14 protein-coding genes are annotated in these 18,503 nt (G+C 61.7%); 3 read left to right on the top strand and 11 right to left on the bottom strand.

Annotated features, from left to right (window positions below):
* Entirely contained in the window at nt 1–1,350 is a 1,350-nt protein-coding gene (locus JQ624_RS03845; RefSeq protein ID WP_212417520.1) for an 8-oxoguanine deaminase, read from the top strand.
* A gap of 229 nt (nt 1,351–1,579) precedes the next feature.
* On the opposite strand, the gene JQ624_RS03840 is transcribed toward JQ624_RS03845, so the two are convergent.
* The 11 genes from JQ624_RS03840 to JQ624_RS03790 all read right to left on the bottom strand — a co-directional run bounded on the left by JQ624_RS03840 (nt 1,580) and on the right by JQ624_RS03790 (nt 13,657).
* Nucleotides 1,580–2,659, bottom strand: coding sequence for a BMP family ABC transporter substrate-binding protein (locus JQ624_RS03840; protein ID WP_212417519.1), 1,080 nt, complete (start codon nt 2,657–2,659; stop codon nt 1,580–1,582).
* 76 nt (nt 2,660–2,735) lie between these two features.
* Nucleotides 2,736–3,653: an ABC transporter permease gene (locus JQ624_RS03835; RefSeq protein WP_212417518.1), complete on the bottom strand. Its 918-nt coding sequence runs from the start codon at nt 3,651–3,653 to the stop codon at nt 2,736–2,738.
* On the bottom strand, nt 3,640–4,731 hold the full coding sequence (locus JQ624_RS03830; RefSeq protein WP_212417517.1) for an ABC transporter permease: 1,092 nt from the start codon (nt 4,729–4,731) through the stop codon (nt 3,640–3,642). The genes JQ624_RS03835 and JQ624_RS03830 overlap by 14 nt, the downstream gene beginning before the upstream one ends.
* A complete protein-coding gene (locus tag JQ624_RS03825) occupies nt 4,715–6,286 on the bottom strand; it encodes an ABC transporter ATP-binding protein (protein ID WP_212417516.1) in 1,572 nt (523 codons plus the stop codon). Before JQ624_RS03825 ends, JQ624_RS03830 begins: the two co-directional genes overlap by 17 nt.
* A 92-nt stretch (nt 6,287–6,378) precedes the next feature.
* Complete coding sequence (locus tag JQ624_RS03820; RefSeq protein WP_212417515.1) at nt 6,379–6,879, bottom strand: nucleoside deaminase; 501 nt, start codon at nt 6,877–6,879, stop codon at nt 6,379–6,381.
* 13 nt (nt 6,880–6,892) lie between these two features.
* Nucleotides 6,893–8,425, bottom strand: coding sequence for an ABC transporter ATP-binding protein (locus tag JQ624_RS03815; RefSeq protein ID WP_212417514.1), 1,533 nt, complete (start codon nt 8,423–8,425; stop codon nt 6,893–6,895).
* Nucleotides 8,422–9,105: a cysteine hydrolase family protein gene (locus tag JQ624_RS03810; RefSeq protein ID WP_212417513.1), complete on the bottom strand. Its 684-nt coding sequence runs from the start codon at nt 9,103–9,105 to the stop codon at nt 8,422–8,424. The genes JQ624_RS03815 and JQ624_RS03810 overlap by 4 nt, the downstream gene beginning before the upstream one ends.
* A 13-nt stretch (nt 9,106–9,118) precedes the next feature.
* The gene (locus tag JQ624_RS03805; RefSeq protein WP_108513988.1) at nt 9,119–10,045 is read right to left on the bottom strand and encodes an ABC transporter permease; all 927 of its coding nucleotides are present in this window, start codon (nt 10,043–10,045) and stop codon (nt 9,119–9,121) included.
* 1 nt (nt 10,046) lies between these two features.
* Nucleotides 10,047–11,156, bottom strand: a complete 1,110-nt coding sequence (locus JQ624_RS03800; RefSeq protein ID WP_212417512.1) for an ABC transporter permease — start codon at nt 11,154–11,156, stop codon at nt 10,047–10,049.
* Nucleotides 11,153–12,262 carry a BMP family ABC transporter substrate-binding protein gene (locus JQ624_RS03795; RefSeq protein ID WP_212417511.1) on the bottom strand — a complete coding sequence of 370 codons (1,110 nt, stop codon included), beginning with the start codon at nt 12,260–12,262 and terminating at the stop codon, nt 11,153–11,155. The genes JQ624_RS03800 and JQ624_RS03795 overlap by 4 nt, the downstream gene beginning before the upstream one ends.
* A 378-nt stretch (nt 12,263–12,640) precedes the next feature.
* Entirely contained in the window at nt 12,641–13,657 is a 1,017-nt protein-coding gene (locus JQ624_RS03790; protein ID WP_212417510.1) for a formamidase, read from the bottom strand.
* Nucleotides 13,658–14,481: 824 nt separating this feature from the next.
* On the opposite strand from JQ624_RS03790, the gene aceE reads away from it, so the two are divergent.
* Nucleotides 14,482–17,136 carry a pyruvate dehydrogenase (acetyl-transferring), homodimeric type gene (gene aceE, locus JQ624_RS03780; RefSeq protein WP_212417509.1) on the top strand — a complete coding sequence of 885 codons (2,655 nt, stop codon included), beginning with the start codon at nt 14,482–14,484 and terminating at the stop codon, nt 17,134–17,136.
* A complete protein-coding gene (gene aceF, locus JQ624_RS03775; RefSeq protein ID WP_249129362.1) occupies nt 17,075–18,490 on the top strand; it encodes a dihydrolipoyllysine-residue acetyltransferase in 1,416 nt (471 codons plus the stop codon). Before aceE ends, aceF begins: the two co-directional genes overlap by 62 nt.
* Nucleotides 18,491–18,503: the final 13 nt, after the last annotated feature.

Raw genomic sequence — 18,503 nt, 5'->3', positions numbered from 1 at the left:
ATGGACCAAACGCAGGCGATCTGGATCAAGGATCCGCTTTCTATTTTCGCCGACGGCGCCGAACGCGGCATTGTGATCCGCGGCGGCAAAATCGTCGAGCTGGTGGCGCGCGGCCGAGAACCTGCGACCGCCAACGCCACCGTATACGACGCAGGCGACCACGTCGTGCTGCCCGGCTTGATCAACACCCATCATCATTTCTACCAGACGCTGACCCGGGCGCTGCCGGGTGCGCTCGATCTCGAACTGTTTCCGTGGCTGCAAGCGCTGTATCCGGTCTGGGCGCGGCTGACGCCGGAATCGCTCGATCTCGGCGTCACCGTGGCGATGTCGGAACTGCTGCTGTCGGGCTGCACCACCACGACCGACCATCACTACGTCTTCCCGGCCGGGCTCGAGGACGCCGTCGACGTCGAGGTCGCCGCCGCTCAGCGTCTCGGCATCCGCGTGCTGCTGACGCGCGGCTCGATGGATCGGTCGCAGAAGGATGGCGGGCTGCCGCCCGACAGCGTGGTGCAGGACGAGGACACGATTTTGGCCGACAGCGAACGCGTGGTGACCAGGCATCATCAGCGCGGCGAGGACGCGATGGTGCAGATAGCGCTCGCGCCATGCTCGCCATTTTCAGTGACGACCTCGCTGATGCGCGCGACCGCCGCACTTGCTGACAAGCTCGACGTCCGCCTGCATACGCATCTGGCCGAAACCGAGGACGAGAACAAGTTCTGCGAGCAGATACATGGCTGCCGCCCGCTGGATTATCTCGAGCAATGCGGCTGGCTCAATGCGCGGACCTGGCTGGCCCACGGCATCTTTTTCAATTCCGACGAGATGAAGCGGCTCGGCAAGGCCAAGACCGCCATCAGCCATTGCGCCTGCAGCAACCAGATCCTGGCGTCGGGCTGCTGCCCGGTCTGCGAGATGGAGGAGGCGGGGGTCTCGATCGGGCTCGGCGTCGATGGCTCGGCGTCGAACGATGAATCCAACCTGATGCAGGAAGTACGCGCGGCATTCCTGCTGCAGCGGGCGTGCTACGGCGTTTCCCGCGTCAGCCACAAGGACGCGCTGCGCTGGGCGACCAAAGGATCTGCCGCCTGTATCGGACGGCCTGAGTTGGGCGAGATCGCCGCCGGCAAGGCCGCCGACCTCGCGCTGTTTAAGCTCGACGAGCTACGCTTCTCCGGCCACGGCGATCCGCTGGCGGCACTGGTGCTATGCGGCGCGCATCGTGCCGACCGGGTAATGGTCGGCGGCAAATGGGTTGTGACGGGCGGCGCGATCCCAGGTCTCGACCTGTCAGACCTGATCCGCCGCCACAGCGCCGCCGCGCGCGCGATGCATGAGGGGTAAGGATTCCCCGATGTGCCATTGCACATCTGAGGCCTGCCCCAAGAGGCGCATCCGGGAATGACGAGCAGAGATTTGCGATGGTCGATTTCTAACTAGATCTTGCGTTTTCAGATGGAGCGAGGCCCCATCCCTACTTTGCATGGGGTTGTTTTCGCAATTTTGCTGTCCGTCGAAGCGATCCGACCTCTCCCCGCAAAAGGGCGGAGAGAGGTAAGAGCGACGTGCCGTCCTACTTCCCGGGAATCTTCTCGTCGATGCCCTTCACATAAAAATTCATGCCGAGCACCTGGCCGTCGTCGAGATGGGTGCCGCCCTTGCATTCGACTTCCTTGCCGTCCTGGCCGACGATCGGACATTTGAACGGCTGCAGCTTGCCCTCGGTGATGGCGGCTTCGGTCTCCATCGCCAGCTTCTTCACGTCGTCGGGCATGTTGGTGTAGGGCGCCATCACGACGAGCTTGCTCTTCAGGCCGCCCCAGAAATCTTCCGACTTCCAGGTGCCGTCGAGCTCAGCCTTGACGCGCTGGATGTAGTAGGGGCCCCAATTGTTCATGGTCGAGGTGAGCTGCGCCTTCGGTCCGAACTTGATCATTTCGGAATCCTGGCCGAACGCCAGCTTGCCGCGCTCGGCGGCGACCTGCATCGCGGCCGGGCTATCGGTGTGCTGCATGATGATGTCGGCGCCCTGGTCGATCAGCGCCTTGGCGGCGTCAGCTTCCTTGCCGGGATCGAACCAGGTGTTGGCCCAGATGATCTTGACCTTGATATTGGGATTGATCGTCTGCGCGCCGAGCATGGTGGCGTTGATGCCGGAGATCACTTCGGGAATCGGGAACGAGGCGATATAGCCGAGCACGCCCGATTTCGACATCTTGGCGGCGATGATGCCCTGGATGTAGCGGCCCTCATAGAACCGCCCCGAATAGGTCGACAAATTCTTGTCACGCTTGTAGCCGGTAGCGTGCTCGAAATGCACGTTTGGATACTTCTTGGCGACCTTCAGCGTTGGCTCCATATAGCCGAACGACGTCGTGAAAATCAGCTTGTTGCCGGCGCGCGCGAGCTGCTCGATCGAACGCTCGGAGTCCGGGCCTTCGCTGACGTTCTCGAGATAGGTGGTCTCGATCTTGTCGCCGAACTCCTTGATCACGGCCTGGCGCCCGATGTCATGCTGATAGGTCCAGCCGAGGTCGCCGATCGGACCGAGATAGATGAAGCCGACCTTCAGCTTATCGGCAGCAGAGGCCCCGAAGAGGCTTGCCCCGGTGGCGAGGATCGCTGTCGTTGCGGCGATGAGAATCTTTCGCATGGATTTCTCCGTTTTGTTGACGGGTGAAGCATCTCTCCCGATGCGCAGCGCCCCGTCGCGCGCGCTTCGGGCACGTTTACCGGTCGGGCACGAAGACGGTCCCGAGCGCCGCAGGCGCGGTCGAGCCGCCGGTTCGTGCACGTGAAATCAGGACTAGGACAATGACGGTCGCGAGATAGGGCAACGCCGACATCAATTGCGATGGCACGCCGACGCCCCAGCCCTGCGCATGCAGCTGCAGGATAGTCACCGCGCCGAACAGATAGGCGCCGATGACGAGGCGCCCCGGCAGCCATGACGCGAACACGACCAGCGCCAGCGCGATCCATCCGCGCCCGGCCGTCATGCCTGGAATGAAGAACGGCGTGTAGGCGAGCGGCAGATAGGCGCCGGCCAGACCAGCGCAAGCGCCGCCGAACATCACCGCGAACATCCGGATCCTGAGCACGGGATAGCCGAGCGCATGCGCGGAAGCGTGGTTGTCGCCGGCCGCCCGCAGGATCAGTCCGGCCCGCGTCTTGTACAGGAAGAACCAGACGCCAATGACCAGCGCCAGCGAGAGGTACACGAAGGCGTCCTCACCGAACAAAATACGCCCGATCAGCGGGATATCGGTGAGGCCGGGAACATACAGATGCGGTGCCAGCGAAATCTTTTCGCCAACGAAGCGGGAGCCGATCAGGCCGGAAAGGCCGATGCCGAGAATGGTCAGCGCGAGACCCGTCGCGACCTGGTTGACCGCAAGCCCCAGCGTCATCAGCGCGAAGATCAGCGACATCAAAACGCCGGCGACGATACCGCACAGCGCGCCGACAATGATCGAGCCGGACAGCCAGGCGCCGCCGAAGCCGCAGGCCGCGCCCACGATCATCATGCCCTCAACGCCGAGGTTGAGCACGCCGGCGCGTTCGGTCACGAGCTCGCCCGTCGCAGCCAGCAGCAGCGGCGTGGAGGCCGCCAGCACCGCAAGGATGATGGCCTCAATGAGCCCCACTGGACACCTTTGGTGACGCGAAAATGAGCTTGAACCTGTACAGAATGAGGGAGTCGCAGGCGAGCACGAAAAACAGAAGAATGCCCTGGAAAACCTTGGTGACGTCCAACGGGATTTTCATCGCGATCTGCGCCTGTTCGCCGCCGATGAAGGTGAGTGCGAGAAAAAGCCCTGCAATTAGTATTCCAACCGGGTTCAGCCGTCCCAGGAACGCGACGATGATCGCGGTGAAACCGTAGCCGGGCGAGATGCCGGGCTGCAGATGTCCGACCGGACCTGCGACCTCGATGATCCCGGCCATTCCCGCCAGCGCGCCGGAGATCGCGAAAGTCAGCAGGATCAATTGGTTGGAGTTGAAGCCACCGAAGCGCGCGGCGCGCGGAGCGGCGCCGACAACGCGGATTTCAAAGCCCTTGATGGTCATGCCGAGCAGCACAGCGCCCGCCGCGACCGCCACCAACGCAATGATGCCGCCAAGGTGCAGCCGGCCGCCCTCGATCAGCACCGGCACGGTCGCGACCGGATCGAATTCGGCGGTGGTCGGAAAGTTGAAGCCTTTGGGATCGCGCCAGGGACCGCGCACGAGATAGTCGAGGAAGAGATCGGCCACGTACACCAGCATCAGGCTGGTCAGGATTTCGCTGGCGCCGAACCTGACCTTGCAGATCGCCGGAATCAGGGCATAGAGCGCGCCGCCCATGGCACCCAGCAGCAGCATCGCCGGCAAGACCCAGGGGCCGGCGTCAGTGCCTTGCGTCTTCACCGCGAGCCAGCTGCCGGCGACGGCGCCGATCAGGAACTGTCCTTCGGCGCCGATGTTCCAGGCGTTGGCGAGGTAGCAGAACGACAGGCCGATCGCGATCATCACCAAGGGTGTCGCCTTCACCGCAATCTCCTGCAGCGAATAGCTGTCGGTGAGGGGATCGACGAAGTAGACACCGAGCGCGGTGATCGGGTTTTTGCCGAGGATCGCAAACAGGATGCTCATGGTCACCAGCGTCATGCCGATCGCGATCAGCGGTGAAATCAGCGCGATCATGTTCGATCGCTCGGCGCGCTTTTCAAGCACCAACTGCATGCGCCGCTTCCTTCTGCTCCAGGGTGCTTCCGCCCATCAACAGGCCGAGCTTCTCGCGGCTTGCTTCGCTGGTCGCCATAGGCTCCGACAGATGGCCGTGGAACATCACGGCGATGCGGTCGGTGATTTCGGCGAGTTCGTCGAGGTCCTGGCTCGTGACCAGCACTGCGGCGCCGCTGGCGGCGAGATCGAGCAGGGCCTGCCGGATCACGGCGGCCGCACCCGCGTCCACGCCCCAGGTCGGCTGGCTGACGACCAGCACGGCCGGGTTGCGAAGGATTTCGCGGCCGACGATGAACTTCTGCAGATTGCCGCCGGAGAGGCTGGCGGCTTCCGGATCGCGCTTGGCCTTGCGCACGTCGAAGGTTTCGGTGGTGCGGTCGACGGTCTTCAGGGTCGCAGCGGTATTGATGAAGCCGCGCCGGACCATGCCGCTGGCGGCATGACCGGTCAGCAGCGCGTTCTCGGAAAGCCTCATCCGCGGTGCGGTACCGTGGCCGAGTCTTTCCTCGGGAACGAACGCCGCGCCAAGCTTGCGCCGCTGGGTAATCGAAAGGTGCCCTGCGGCTTGCCCGTCGATAACGATTGTGCCGGGGTCCTGCGCCAGCCGCTCGCCCGACAGAGCGGCGAAAAGTTCGTCCTGGCCGTTGCCGGCGACGCCGGCGATGCCCAGGATTTCGCCCCCCTTGAGCTCGAAGGAAATGTGTTGAAGCCGCACGCCGTGGGGATCGTCCGGCGCAAGGCTGAGGTCGTTGACGACCAGCCGCGGCACCGTGGTTTGCCTGTTGGCGGCAGCTTTCACTTGCCTGATCTCGCCGCCGACCATCATGCGCGCGAGTGAGGCCGCAGTCTCCGCCTTGGGATTACAGGTCGAGATTTTCTTGCCGCCGCGCAGGATGGTGGCGGTGTCGCAGAGGCGTTTCACCTCTTCCAGCTTGTGGCTGATGTAGAGGATCGCTCGCCCCTCAGCCTTGAGGCGATCGAGCACGGTGAAGAGCTGGTCGGCCTCCTGCGGGGTCAGCACCGCGGTCGGCTCGTCGAGGATCAGGAATTTTGGATTTTGCATCAGCGCGCGCACGATCTCGATGCGCTGGCGTTCGCCCACCGACAATTGCCAGACCTCGCGCCTGGGATCGAGCGGAAGCCCGTAAACACGGGATACTTCTTCAAGGCGCGCCGACATGTCCTTGAAGGATTCCTTGCCGTCGAGTCCGAGGGCTACGTTTTCCGCCACGGTGAGATTGTCGAACAGCGAGAAGTGCTGGAACACCATGCCGATGCCACGGCTGCGTGCTTCCGATGGTCCGGAGAGGACCATCTTCTCGCCCTGCCAGCGCATTTCGCCTTCGCTCGGCTGGATCAATCCGTAGATGATTTTGACGAGGGTTGATTTGCCTGCGCCGTTTTCGCCGAGCAGCGCGTGGATCTGCTGCGGCCAGATATCGATGTCGATCGCCTCATTGGCGAGGAACGTGCCATAGCGCTTGGTCAGGCCAACCGTCTGGAGCAGCGGCATGGCACCGGTGTGCAGCGCGGCAGGCGTCGAATCCAACATGCGTTGTCACGGTCAAGAGGAACGGATGCCTCAATACTGAGCTAGTTTAGGCGCGTGCGAAAGTAGGGGAAAGCGTCAGCCTTTGCTTAGAGCTACTTATCCCAAACCCCGGCATGCACCGCCGCGGCCTCGTCCTCGAGCAGCGGTCCGAGCACCTCGGTCGATCGCTGGCCGCGGCCAAAAACTTCCCGGCACGGCAGATCAAGCGTCGGATTTTCCGGGTGATTGCCGGTCAATTGCCGTAAGCGGTGTTCGCTCAAGCCGTAGACCAGACGACCGATGCCGGCCCAGTAGATCGCGCCCGCGCACATCGCGCAGGGTTCGGCGGACGAATAGAGCGTGGCGTTGCGCAGGATATTTGCATCGATCGCGGTGCAGGCCTGCGTCGCCAGCAGGCGCTCGGCATGTGCGGTGCTGTCATGGGAGGGCATATAGCCGTTCTCGACCTCGATCAGCACCTTGCGGTTTTGATCGACCAGAATGGCGCCGAAGGGATGGTTGCCGTGCGTCATGGCGCGACGGGCGACATCGAACGATTGTCGCAGGAAATATGCGTCGAGCTCTGACCCGCTGAGCGCAGAAATATCGACCATCAAAGCCTTACCATTAGTGCCCCGCCATATGCCGCCCGATCTCGGTGAGATCGGCCTCGCTGGCGCGCGCCTCGTGGACGAATTCGCCGTGGAACATCACGACCAGGCGATCGGACAGTTCGAGCAGTTCGTCAAGATCTTCGCTGACCAGCAGCACCGCGGCGCCACGGTTGCGCGCTGCCATGATCTCGGCGTGGATCTGGGCGACCGCGGCGAAATCGAGCCCGAAGCAGGGATTGGCGGCAATCAGCACCTCGACCTCGCCGCCGAGTTCCCGCGCCAATACTGCCCGCTGCACATTGCCGCCCGAGAGTGCCGAGATTGGCGTGTCCGGCGTGCGGGTCTTGATCTTGTAAAGCCCGATCTTGCGCTCGGCGTCTTTCCGGAACGCCGACCGGTTGAGCCACCAGCCGCCACTCGCAAATGGCGCCCGGTCGAATTCCCGGAACGCGATATTGTCGGCGACGCTCATGCCGCCGACGCAGGCGTTCTTCAGTGGCTCCTCTGGGAGCAGGAACATCTTGTGCCGGCGCATCTCCTCGCGGTTCGCCAGATAGAGGTCGCCGCGGACATGGATGTCGCCGCTTTCGGCTTCGCGCTGGCCGGCAAGCACTTCGACCAGTTGCCGCTGGCCGTTGCCGGAGACGCCGGCAATCCCGACGATTTCGCCGCCGCGCACGGTGAGCGATACGCCGTGGACGGCGATGGCACAGGCATCGTCGCGCGCGGTGAGCTTGGTCAGCTGAAGTCTCGGTTCACCGACCTCGCCAACCCGCGGCGGCTGCACCGTCAACTGCTCGGCGCCGATCATGGTGCGGGCCATATCGTCAGGTGTGAGTTCGGCGACCTTGCCGTGCCCGGCCAGCTTGCCCCGGCGCAGGATGGTCACATCGTCGGCAAAGGCCATCACCTCACGGAATTTGTGCGTGATCATCAGAATGGTGAGGTCGCCCGCCACGACCATGGCACGCAGCATGCCCAGCACCTCGTCGGCCTCACCCGGTGTCAGCACGGAGGTCGGCTCGTCGAGGATGAGAAAGCGCCGCTTCAGATAAAGCTGCTTGAGGATCTCGCATTTCTGCCGTTCGCCGGCGGAAATGTCGGAAACCCTGGCGTCGAGCGGAACCTTGAACGGCATCCGCGCCAGAAACGCATCAAGCTCCTTTTTTTCCTTGGTCCAATTGACCACGGCCGGCACGTCGTCGCGCGCCAGCACCAGATTTTCGGCGACCGTCATCGCCGGCACCAGCGTGAAGTGCTGGTAGACCATGCCGAGCCCGAGCGCATGTGCTTCCTTGGGATTGGCGATCGTCTGTTCGCGACCGCCGACCAGTACGTCGCCTTCGGTCGCGCGGTAATAGCCCATGATGCATTTCACCAGCGTGCTCTTGCCGGCGCCGTTCTCGCCGAGCAATGCATGAAAAGAGCCCGGCCGCACCTTGAGTTCGACATTGTCGAGCGCTGTAAAATCGCCGAACCGCATGGTCATGGCGACGGCGTCGACGCCAAGCGCGCCACTCGGTAGCGGCGTTTCGCCGATGATCATGACAGGGCCCCGATCAGCGCCGATGACGTCGCGACCGCGCCGAACACGCCGCCCTGCATCTTGATCATTTTCAGCGCGTGGTCGTGGTTGCTCTTGTCGGTCGCGGCACAGCAATCCTCGATCAGGACGCATTCGAAGCCGCGATCGTTGGCTTCCCGCATCGTGGTATGGACGCAGACGTCGGTGGTGATACCGGTCAGCACGATGTTCTGGATGCCGCGCAGCCGCAGCATCAGCTCGAGGTCGGTGGCGCAAAACGATCCCTTGCCGGGCTTGTCGATGATGGGCTCACCGGGGAGCGGCGCCAGATCCGGAATGATCTCCCAGCCTGGTTCGCCGCGCACCAGCACGCGGCCGCACGGGCCGGGGTCACCGATGCCGGCGCCGATCTGCCGCGAGCGCCACTGCTTGTTGGCGGGCAGGTCGGTGAGGTCGGGGCGATGTCCTTCGCGGGTGTGAATGATGTGAAAGCCTCGAGCCCGCATCGTTGCCAGCAGCCGCTTGATCGGTTCGATCGGCGCGCGGGTCAGCGAAAGGTCATATCCCATTTTGTCGACATAGCCGCCGACACCGCAGAAGTCGGTCTGCATGTCGATGATGATCAGCGCGGTGTTTTCCGGACGCAGGTCGCCATTATAAGGCCACGCATAGGGTTCGGATGAGATATAGCGCTCGGGCATGACTCGCTCTCGCTTATCGGGTGATGGACAGTTCTGCCGGCGCGCCGGTCAGCGTGCGCTTCGGCGAGCAGGTGATGATCATGATCGCCAGCGTCAGGATGTAGGGCGCGGCGTTGAACAGATGATAGCCGGAGGTGACGCCGACCGACTGCAGTGCGGGTCCCAGTGCCGCCGCTCCGCCAAAGGCCAGCGACGCCCACAGGCACAGCATCGGGTCCCACCGCGCGAAGATCACCAGCGCCACGGCGGTGATGCCCTGTCCGCTGGAAAGACCCTCGTTCCAGCTGCCGGGATAGAACAAGGACAGAAACGAACCGCCGATGCCGGCGAGAAAGCCGCCGACCATGGTGGCGCGCAGCCGAATCCACAGCACGGAATAGCCCATGGCGCGCGCGGCATCAGAGCTTTCGCCGGCAGTTCGGATCAACAGGCCCCAGCGCGTGGTTCGAAACGCCCAAAACAGAATCGGCGCGATTGCCACCCCGATCAGGAACAGCACATTGATCCGGAGCGCCGCACGCACCTGCGGAATGTCGCTCCACCAGCCAAAATCAATCGCCGGCAGGCGCGCGGCGGTCGGCTCGATCAGCGGCTTACCGAGATAGAACGCCAGACCTGTCCCGAACAGCATCAGCGCAATACCGACGGCGATGTCGTTCACCCGTGGCAGCGAGCAAATGCCGGCATGGAGCGCGCCGAGCAGCGCGCCCGTGATGCCGGCCGCGAGCACCCCAAGCCAGGGCGAGCCCGAGAGATAGGAGATGCCATAGGCGCTCATCGCGCCCATGATCAGCGTGCCTTCGAGGCCGAGATTGATGCGCCCCGAGCGCTCGGTAATGCATTCGCCCAGGCTGACGAACAGGAACGGCGTCGAGACGCGGATAGCGCCGCCAAATACGGCGAGTGGAACGGTCCAGAGCCCGATTGATCCGTCGGCCATGTCAGGATTTTCCTTTCAGAAAACCGACGCGGCCGTACAGCGCATCGCTCGCCAGCACGAAGACGAAGATGATGCCTTGCAGCACCAGCACGGAGGCATCCGGCAATCCGAGCCGGCGCTGCAGCAGGCCGCCGCTGGCGCTGATGCCACCGAGCAGGATGGCGACCGGAATGATGGCCAGCGGATTCTGCCGCGCCAGGAAGGCGACGAGGATGCCGGTAAAACCATAGCCGGCTGCGAGATTGGCGTTGGTGCGGCCTTGCACCGCGGCGACTTCGATCATGCCGGCGAGACCGGCGGCGCCGCCCGCGAGAAAGCAGATCGTCATGATCAGCTTGCCGACGCCTAATCCGACGATCCTGGCCGCGCGGATGTTGCCGCCGGCCACGCGCGCAGCGAAGCCGAACACGGTGTGATAGATCAGGATATAGGACGCAAGGGCCGCGACCATGCCGAACACCAACCCCCAATGCACGTCGGTGCCGGGAATGCTGCCGATCATGTTGGCTGCGCCGATTTCGCGGGTCGAGGGCTTGTTGAGACTGGAAGGATCGCGCATCGCGCCCTCGACCAGATGATTGAGGATCGCAAGCCCGATATAGACCAGGAGCAAGCTCGAGATTGTCTCGTTGACACCGCGGTATTGCCGGAGCGCGCCCGCAAGCGTGATCCAGAGCCCGCCGCCCACGACGCCGGCGCAAACCATCGCAATTTGTACCACCAACGGCGATGCCCACGGCATGGCCAGAGCGATCGAGGTCGCGGACAAGGCTCCGATCAGCAGCGCGCCTTCGCCGCCGATAATGACCATGCCGAGCTGCGCGGGCAGGGCCGTGCACAGCGCCGTCAGGATCAATGGTGCCGCGCGTGTCAACGTGTTCTGCCAGGAGAACCAGGTGCCGAACGCGCCCTGATACATGTAGAAATACAGATCGAGCGGGTTCTTGCCGAACAAGGCCACGAATATGCCGAATACGGCGAGCGCGCCGACCAGCGCCGCGCCCGGGATCAGGATGTATTCGATGGTTGTGCCGTAGCGTTGGAGAAAACCGGGGTCAGCGGCCGGAGAGACTGCGACCGCCTCGACCGGATCCGCAGCCTCAGTTGTCATGAAGTGGCTCCGATCACGCCCTCGACCAGATAGTCCATCTTCTCCAGCTCAGGATCCTTCTGGCCACGTTCGGTGCCGGCCGTGATCACGGCCTTGCCCTTGTTGTCCATGATGGGGCCCTTGAAGATGGTGTAACTGCCTTCGGTAAGCTTGGCCTTGATGTCGTCGGCGTGTTTGCGTGCTTCCGCCGAGACCGCCTCGCCATAGGGCGAGCATTTCACGATCTCTTCCTTCAGGCCGCCACGATAGAAGTTCGGAATCGCTTCGCCGGCGGCGATCATCTTGACGAACTTCGGATACAGCGCTTCCCAATTCCACTCAGCGCCGGTCAGATAGGCCTTCGGCGCCAGCGGCGACTGGTTGACGTGATAGCCGCAAACCATTGCGCCGCGGCGCGCCGCGTTCTCCACCATCGTCTTCGGGCCGTCGACATGACAGGTGAGAACATCGACGCCCTGGTCGATCAGGCTGTTGGTGGCTTCAGCTTCCTTGACCGGCATCGACCAGTCGCCGGTGAAGATCACCTGCGTGGTCGCCTTCGGGTTGGCGAGCCTGGCGCCCAGCGTGAAAGCGTTGATATTGCGCAGCACCTGCGGGATCGGTTTGGCCGCGACGAAGCCGAGCTTGCCGGTCTTCGAGGAGTAACCGGCGACGATACCGGAGATATACTGCGCCTCGTCGATATAGCCGAAATAGCTGCCGGCGTTCGTCGGATCCTTGTCGCTCCACAAGCCACCGCAATGTTCGAAGCGAAGCTTCGGAAACTTCTTCGCCATCTTGATCATGTGCGGGTTGTAGTAACCGAACGATGTCGGGAACAGCAGCGACGCGCCGTCGAGATTGATCATCGACTCGATCGTCTTTTCGACGGCGTCGGTTTCCGGCACTTTCTCTTCCTCAACGACCTTGAGGCCGGGCATTTTCTTCAGCGCCGCCGCGCCTTGCGCGTGCGCCTGGTTGTAACCGTAGTCGTCACGCGAACCGACATAGATGAAGCCGATGGTGGTGTTGGCCGCTGCGGCAGGACGTACGCCGAGGGCTGATCCGAGCGTCAGTGCGGCGCTTCCCTGCAGGAGATGCCGCCGAGAAATCTTTCCAAGATCCATGGATTGCTCCTTTGGCGGACATGCCGCCGCTGAATTCGCAGCCGCGCCGATACAGCGAAGCTCGGAACTCCATGTCGCAATCTTTGTGCCAGAGCCCTTCGTGTAATCGTAACTAATCTAATATATTGAATTATCTTATGTATTCGAAAAGGCGATCTTGGTCGCAAACTTGTGCAGCGCGAATATTGCTTAAAAAATAATCAACATTCTCTTGTTGTATGCAAGGGAGTTAAGCAACTCTTAAACCCGGCTTGAAGGAAAATCGGCGGCTGGATCGCCTGCAACCCGGCTCGGAGACGATGCCGACCTGATCGTTTGAACGCCGGTGCCCGCATCCTTCATTCGCGCGAATGGGCTCAGGCGGAATGCAGGCCTGAGTCACTCGGCTGCCTTGGCATTCTTCGGCCCGAACAGTCGAGTGGGCATTGGAAAGCCACACGATGTGCCGTCGGTCACCTTGACCTGGTCTTCCCACGGCAGGCGGAATGTGCCGGCCACCATGTCCTGCATGAAGGTATAGGGACAATCCATCGCGCCGCCCTTCACCGCAACGTAACCGCGGTGCCAGAGTTGATAGATATTGTTTTCGACGCCCCAGTGAATCCGTGCTTCGCGCACGAGATCAGGACGGACCTCGGCGGTGATGATCTCGTCGGCACGCCCTGTCGTACCATGGGCAATGATGCTGCCGTCGAAATTCACAATCATGCCTTCGCCCATGGAATCGAATGAGCCATCCGATCCGCACATGCAGACATTGGCCGTGACCATCAGATTCTGGAAAGCATTGGCCTGATTGGTGAAGCGCCAGCTTTCGCGTATAGGCGCGGTGTAGCCGGCTGTGCGGATCATTATCTCCGCGCCCTTGTAAGCGCACTCACGCGCCATCTCCGGGAACATGCCATCGTGACAGATGATCAGCGCGATCTTCGCACCCTTCGGTCCCTCGATCACGGGGATGCCGATATCGCCGGGCTCCCATGGTTCAACTGGAATCCACGGATGGAATTTTCGATAGTACAGCTTGATCTCCCCGTGATCGTCGATGATCAGCCCCGAATTGTAAGGGTTGCCGTCGGGATTGAACTCCATGATGGAGAAGCAACCCCAGATCTTGTTGTCGACGCAAGCCTTCCGGAACGCCGCCACCTCGGGGCCGTCGAGACGGCACATGATTTCCGGATTGGTGTCCATCGACAGGCCGTGCAGGGAATACTCAGGAAACACCACCAGATCCATGGTACCCAGGTTGCGCCGCGCCTTGCCAACCATGTACACGATGCGCTCGGTCTGACGCGCCAGGTCTGTCTTGGTGACCACGACAGGCAATTGCAATTGAACGAGCCCGATGACGACGCCATCAGGCGATTTGTTGAGACCGCCAAGTCCGTTCATGTCCTGGTCCCCTTAGCAGTTTGATCGCTTGCACGAAGCACCAAAGCGAAACAAAGCCGATTTCGGTGGACGACAACAGATTATTTTTCAGGCGACTGGCGAACTCGCGGGCCCCCAGCCACGGTGCCAAAGCGGACATGCGACAATTGCGCCGGAAACGACCGAGCCCGCGGCAAAAACGACCGTGAACAAACCGTGCCGGAAGCACCTTCGATGACAAGAAAAATCAACAACCTAGAAGAAATGCTCGCCGAATCCGGCAATCATGCTCCTTTCCGCAGCACGAAATCGTACGCCATCGTGAAGTAGGGGACATCCAGTATGTGTCCGTCCGGTGCTTTGCCTGCTTCATGGCGGACGAAATCCGCGATCAGTGAATCCTTGACTCCGAAGACAGCGTCGGAGTCGAGATATCGGTCGCCATTGACGAAGACGTGAGTTCGAGCGTTCTGACCGCATGCATCGCACTGGGGGTCGGGCGGTGATCGGGATCCACGAAGCGCATCAGCCGGATGTCGCTCTGCCACATTCCAGTTCCGCACCCTTGCGGGACGAGTAGCGTCAACCCCGATCGATTAGCCGCCGTTTGTGTCCTGTCCGATTTTCCGGACTGGATCTGGCGATCTATTCCATTTTTCAGCTACCGGCGCGGGCGATGACCGCGGAGCGGTGAAATATCATTAACAGATTCAATTGGATTGCTCTGGGATCGGTCCCTCTTTCGGCTGGCATGCGAAATGCACCTCTTGAATCAAATAGACCGTCGCAAGTCAGTCTGACGGCAGGAAGATGCGCAAAAGCATCTCCACAAGGGGAGAGAAACATTGGACCAGGATCGCGATCCCACTGAAACACGTGAATGGCTGGATGCGCTCGACTCCGTCGAGGCCTTTGAAGGCGTCGGCCGGGTCGATGAACTATTGGAGGGCGTTATTCAGGCCGCCCGGCGCAAGGGTGCAAAGCTGTCCTTTGCGGCCAACACGGCCTATGTGAACACCATCGCGCCGCATGATGAGCCGGCCCATCCGGGCGACCGGGTCCTCGAGCACAAGATTCGTTCGATTATCCGCTGGAACGCCGCGGCCATCGTGCTGCGCGCCAACAAGACCTCTTCCGAACTCGGCGGGCACATCGCCAGCTTCCAGTCCGCTGCGACGCTTTACGATACCGGGTTCATGCATTTTTGGCACGCACCGACGGAAGCGCATGGCGGCGACCTGATTTATTACCAGGGTCATTGCGCGCCCGGCATCTACGCCCGCGCCTTTCTCGAGGGCCGGCTCGGCGAGGAACAGCTTCTCAATTTCCGTCAGGAAGTCGACGGCAAGGGTCTGTCGTCCTATCCGCACCCTTGGTTGTTGCCGGATTTCTGGCAATTCCCCACCGTGTCGATGGGGCTTGGCCCGTTGATGGCGATCTACCAGGCGCGGTTTCTCAAATACCTCGATTGCCGTGGCCTTGCGGATACCAAGCCGCGCAAGGTGTGGGCTTTCATGGGCGATGGCGAGATGGACGAGCCGGAGTCGCTCGGCGCGATATCGCTGGGCGGTCGCGAGCATCTCGACAATCTGGTGTTTGTAATCAATTGCAATTTGCAGCGTCTCGACGGACCGGTGCGCGGCAACGGCAAGATCGTGCAGGAACTGGAAGCCGATTTCCGCGGCGCCGGCTGGAACGTCATCAAGGTGCTGTGGGGCTCGGGCTGGGATCAGTTGCTGGCCGCCGACGTCACGGGCATTCTCAGAAAGCGCATGGAGGAGTGCGTCGACGGTGAATACCAGGACTACAAATCGAAAAACGGCGCTTACGTCCGCGAACACTTCTTCGGAAAATATCCCGAACTGAAAAGCATGGTCGCTCATATGAGCGACGACGAAATCTGGGGAATGACCCGTGGAGGTCACGATCCCTTGAAGGTTTACGCCGCTTACAAGGCTGCGTCCGAGCACAAGGGGCAGCCGACGGTCATTCTGGCAAAGACGGTCAAGGGCTATGGCATGGGCGAATCCGGCGAAGGCCAGATGATCTCGCATCAAGCCAAAAAGATGAACGAGGAGGCCCTTCGCCAATTCCGGGACAGGTTCCAGATTCCGGTCTCCGACGAAGCGCTGAAGGACGTGCCGTTCGTCCGTCTGCCCGTCGATTCGCCCGAAATGAAATACCTCGCCGAGCGACGTGCGGCGCTTGGCGGACACTTGCCCGCGCGCCGTCGCAAATCCACGCCGATTGCGATTCCGCCGTTGTCGGCATTTGCCCCGCAACTGAAGTCGACGGAAGGCCGCGAGATTTCCACCACGATGGCCTTTGTGCGCATTCTCAATACGCTGCTGCGTGACAAGGAGATCGGAAAACGCATCGTTCCCATTGTTCCGGATGAGAGCCGCACATTCGGCATGGAGGGCATGTTCCGTCAGTTCGGAATCTTCTCACAGGTGGGACAGCTCTATCGGCCTCAGGATGCCGATCAGATGATGTTCTATCGCGAGGACAAGACGGGTCAGATTCTTCAGGAGGGAATCAACGAGGCCGGCGCCATGGCCTCCTGGATCGCCGCCGCGACGTCCTATTCGACGTCGAATACGCCAGTGATCCCGTTCTACATCTATTATTCGATGTTCGGCTTTCAGCGCGTCGGCGATCTGGCCTGGGCGGCCGGAGACACGCGCGCTCGCGGCTTCCTGATCGGCGGCACGTCAGGCCGAACCACGCTGAACGGCGAGGGGCTTCAGCACGAGGATGGCCACAGCCACCTCATCGCGGCAACCATTCCGAACTGTGTTTGCTATGACCCGACCTATTCCTATGAACTCGCCGTCATCGTTCAGGATGGGTTGCGCCGCATGTATGGCGAGAATGAAGATGTCTTCTATTACATTACGACATTGAACGAGAATTATCCGCATGGAGATATGCCTGAAGGTGCCGAGGAAGGCATCCGCAAGGGCATGTACAAGTTAAGGTCCACGGAGACGAAGAAGAAGGCGGCGCGCGTTCAGTTGCTTGGCTCGGGGGCCATTCTCCGGGAAGTGGAAGCAGGCGCTGCGTTGCTGGCGGACGACTTCGGTATCGCCTCCGACATCTGGAGCGTAACCAGTTTCATGGAGCTGCGCCGCGACGGTCTCGACGTCGATCGCTGGAACATGCTGCACCCGACCGCGACGCCCAAGCGCTCTCATGTCGAGACCTGTCTCGTCAAGGCCAGCGGTCCCGTCATTGCGTCAACCGACTACATGAAGCTGCTCGCCGACCAGATCCGGCCGTTTGTTCCAGGTCGCTATCGGGTGCTGGGGACCGATGGCTTTGGCCGATCCGACTACAGGCGAAAACTGCGCAGCTTCTTCGAGGTCGACCGCTTCCATGTCGTCGTCGCCGCGCTGAAGGCGCTGTCCGAGGAAGGAACTGTCCCGGCCTCGGTCGTTGCCGACGCGCTCCGCAAATACGGCATCGATTCCGACAAGCCAAATCCGGCAACGGTCTGAGACCGGTCACACTCGCTTCGTTCATCAGAAAAATGCCGCAGGCCAAAGCGTCGCGCATGGGAGTCCAGGGGAGGTTGATTTGACCAACATTGTTGATGTGACGGTACCGGATATCGGCGACTTCAAGGACGTGCCGATCATCGAGATTGCGGTCAAGCCCGGCGACGTCGTCAAGATCGACGATCCGCTGCTGACTCTGGAATCTGACAAGGCATCGATGGAAGTGCCGTCGCCATCTGCAGGCACAGTCAAGGAAGTGCTGGTGAAGGTCGGCGACCGCGTCGGCAAGGACAAGCTGATCGTCCGTCTTGAAGGCGGTGACGTGCCTTCGGCGGCGCAAGCTGCTCCCGCCGTGATGCATCAGCAGGAAGCGGCCGAACCACCTCCAGGTGCCGCACCCGCACCACAGAAGTCCGGTGGTCCGGCAATCGCGGATTTTTCGGGCGCGCATGCGAGCCCGGCGATCCGTCGTCTGGCGCGCGAACTCGATATCGATCTCAACGCGATCAAGGGAACGGGCGAGAAGGGCCGTGTCACCAAGGAAGACCTGAAAGCCTCGCTCGGCGGCGGAGCCAAGGGCTCGTCCGCCGGCGCGCCTGCGGGCGGCATGGGTATCCCCGAAATTCCCGCCGTCGACTTCTCGAAGTTCGGCCCGGTCGAGATCAGGCCGATGGTGCGCATCAAGCGCATCTCGGGACCGTTCCTGCATCGGGCGTGGCTTAACATTCCACACGTCACCCACAACGACGATGCGGATATTTCGGAGATCGAGAAGTATCGCAAGGAACTCGACGATGCCGGCAAGGCCGACAAGAAGAAACCTTACCGCGTCTCGCTTCTGCCGTTCCTGATGAAGGCATCGGTCAATGCATTGAAGGCGTTTCCCGACTTCAACAGCTCGCTCACCCCGGAGAAGGACGCTCTCGTCTACAAGAAGTTCTACAACATCGGCATCGCGGTCGATACGCCGGAAGGCCTGGTCGTCCCGGTCGTGAAGGATGTTGATCGTAAGGGCATTATCGAGATCTGCCGCGAACTCGGCGACATCTCGGCCAAGGCGCGCGACGGCAAACTGACGCCGGCGGAAATGCAGGGCGCGACGTTCACGATTTCATCGCTTGGCGGTATCGGGGGTAGCGCCTTCACGCCAATCGTCAATGCGCCTGAGGTCGCAATTCTCGGTGTCGTACGCTCCAAAATGGCGCCGGTGTGGAATGGCGAAAGCTTCGTGCCGCGGCTGATGTTGCCGCTCTGCCTTTCCTACGATCATCGCGTGATCGATGGCGCCGCGGCCGCCCGCTTCGCCCGGCATCTCGCGACAGTTCTCGAAGATGTGCGGCGACTCGTCCTCTGACGGACAGGAACGG

The organism is Bradyrhizobium sp. AUGA SZCCT0283 (assembly GCF_018130385.1).
Lineage (GTDB): Bacteria > Pseudomonadota > Alphaproteobacteria > Rhizobiales > Xanthobacteraceae > Bradyrhizobium.
The sequence above is the reverse complement of the archived record's forward strand: the minus strand, read 5'-3'. Positions and strand labels throughout refer to the sequence as shown.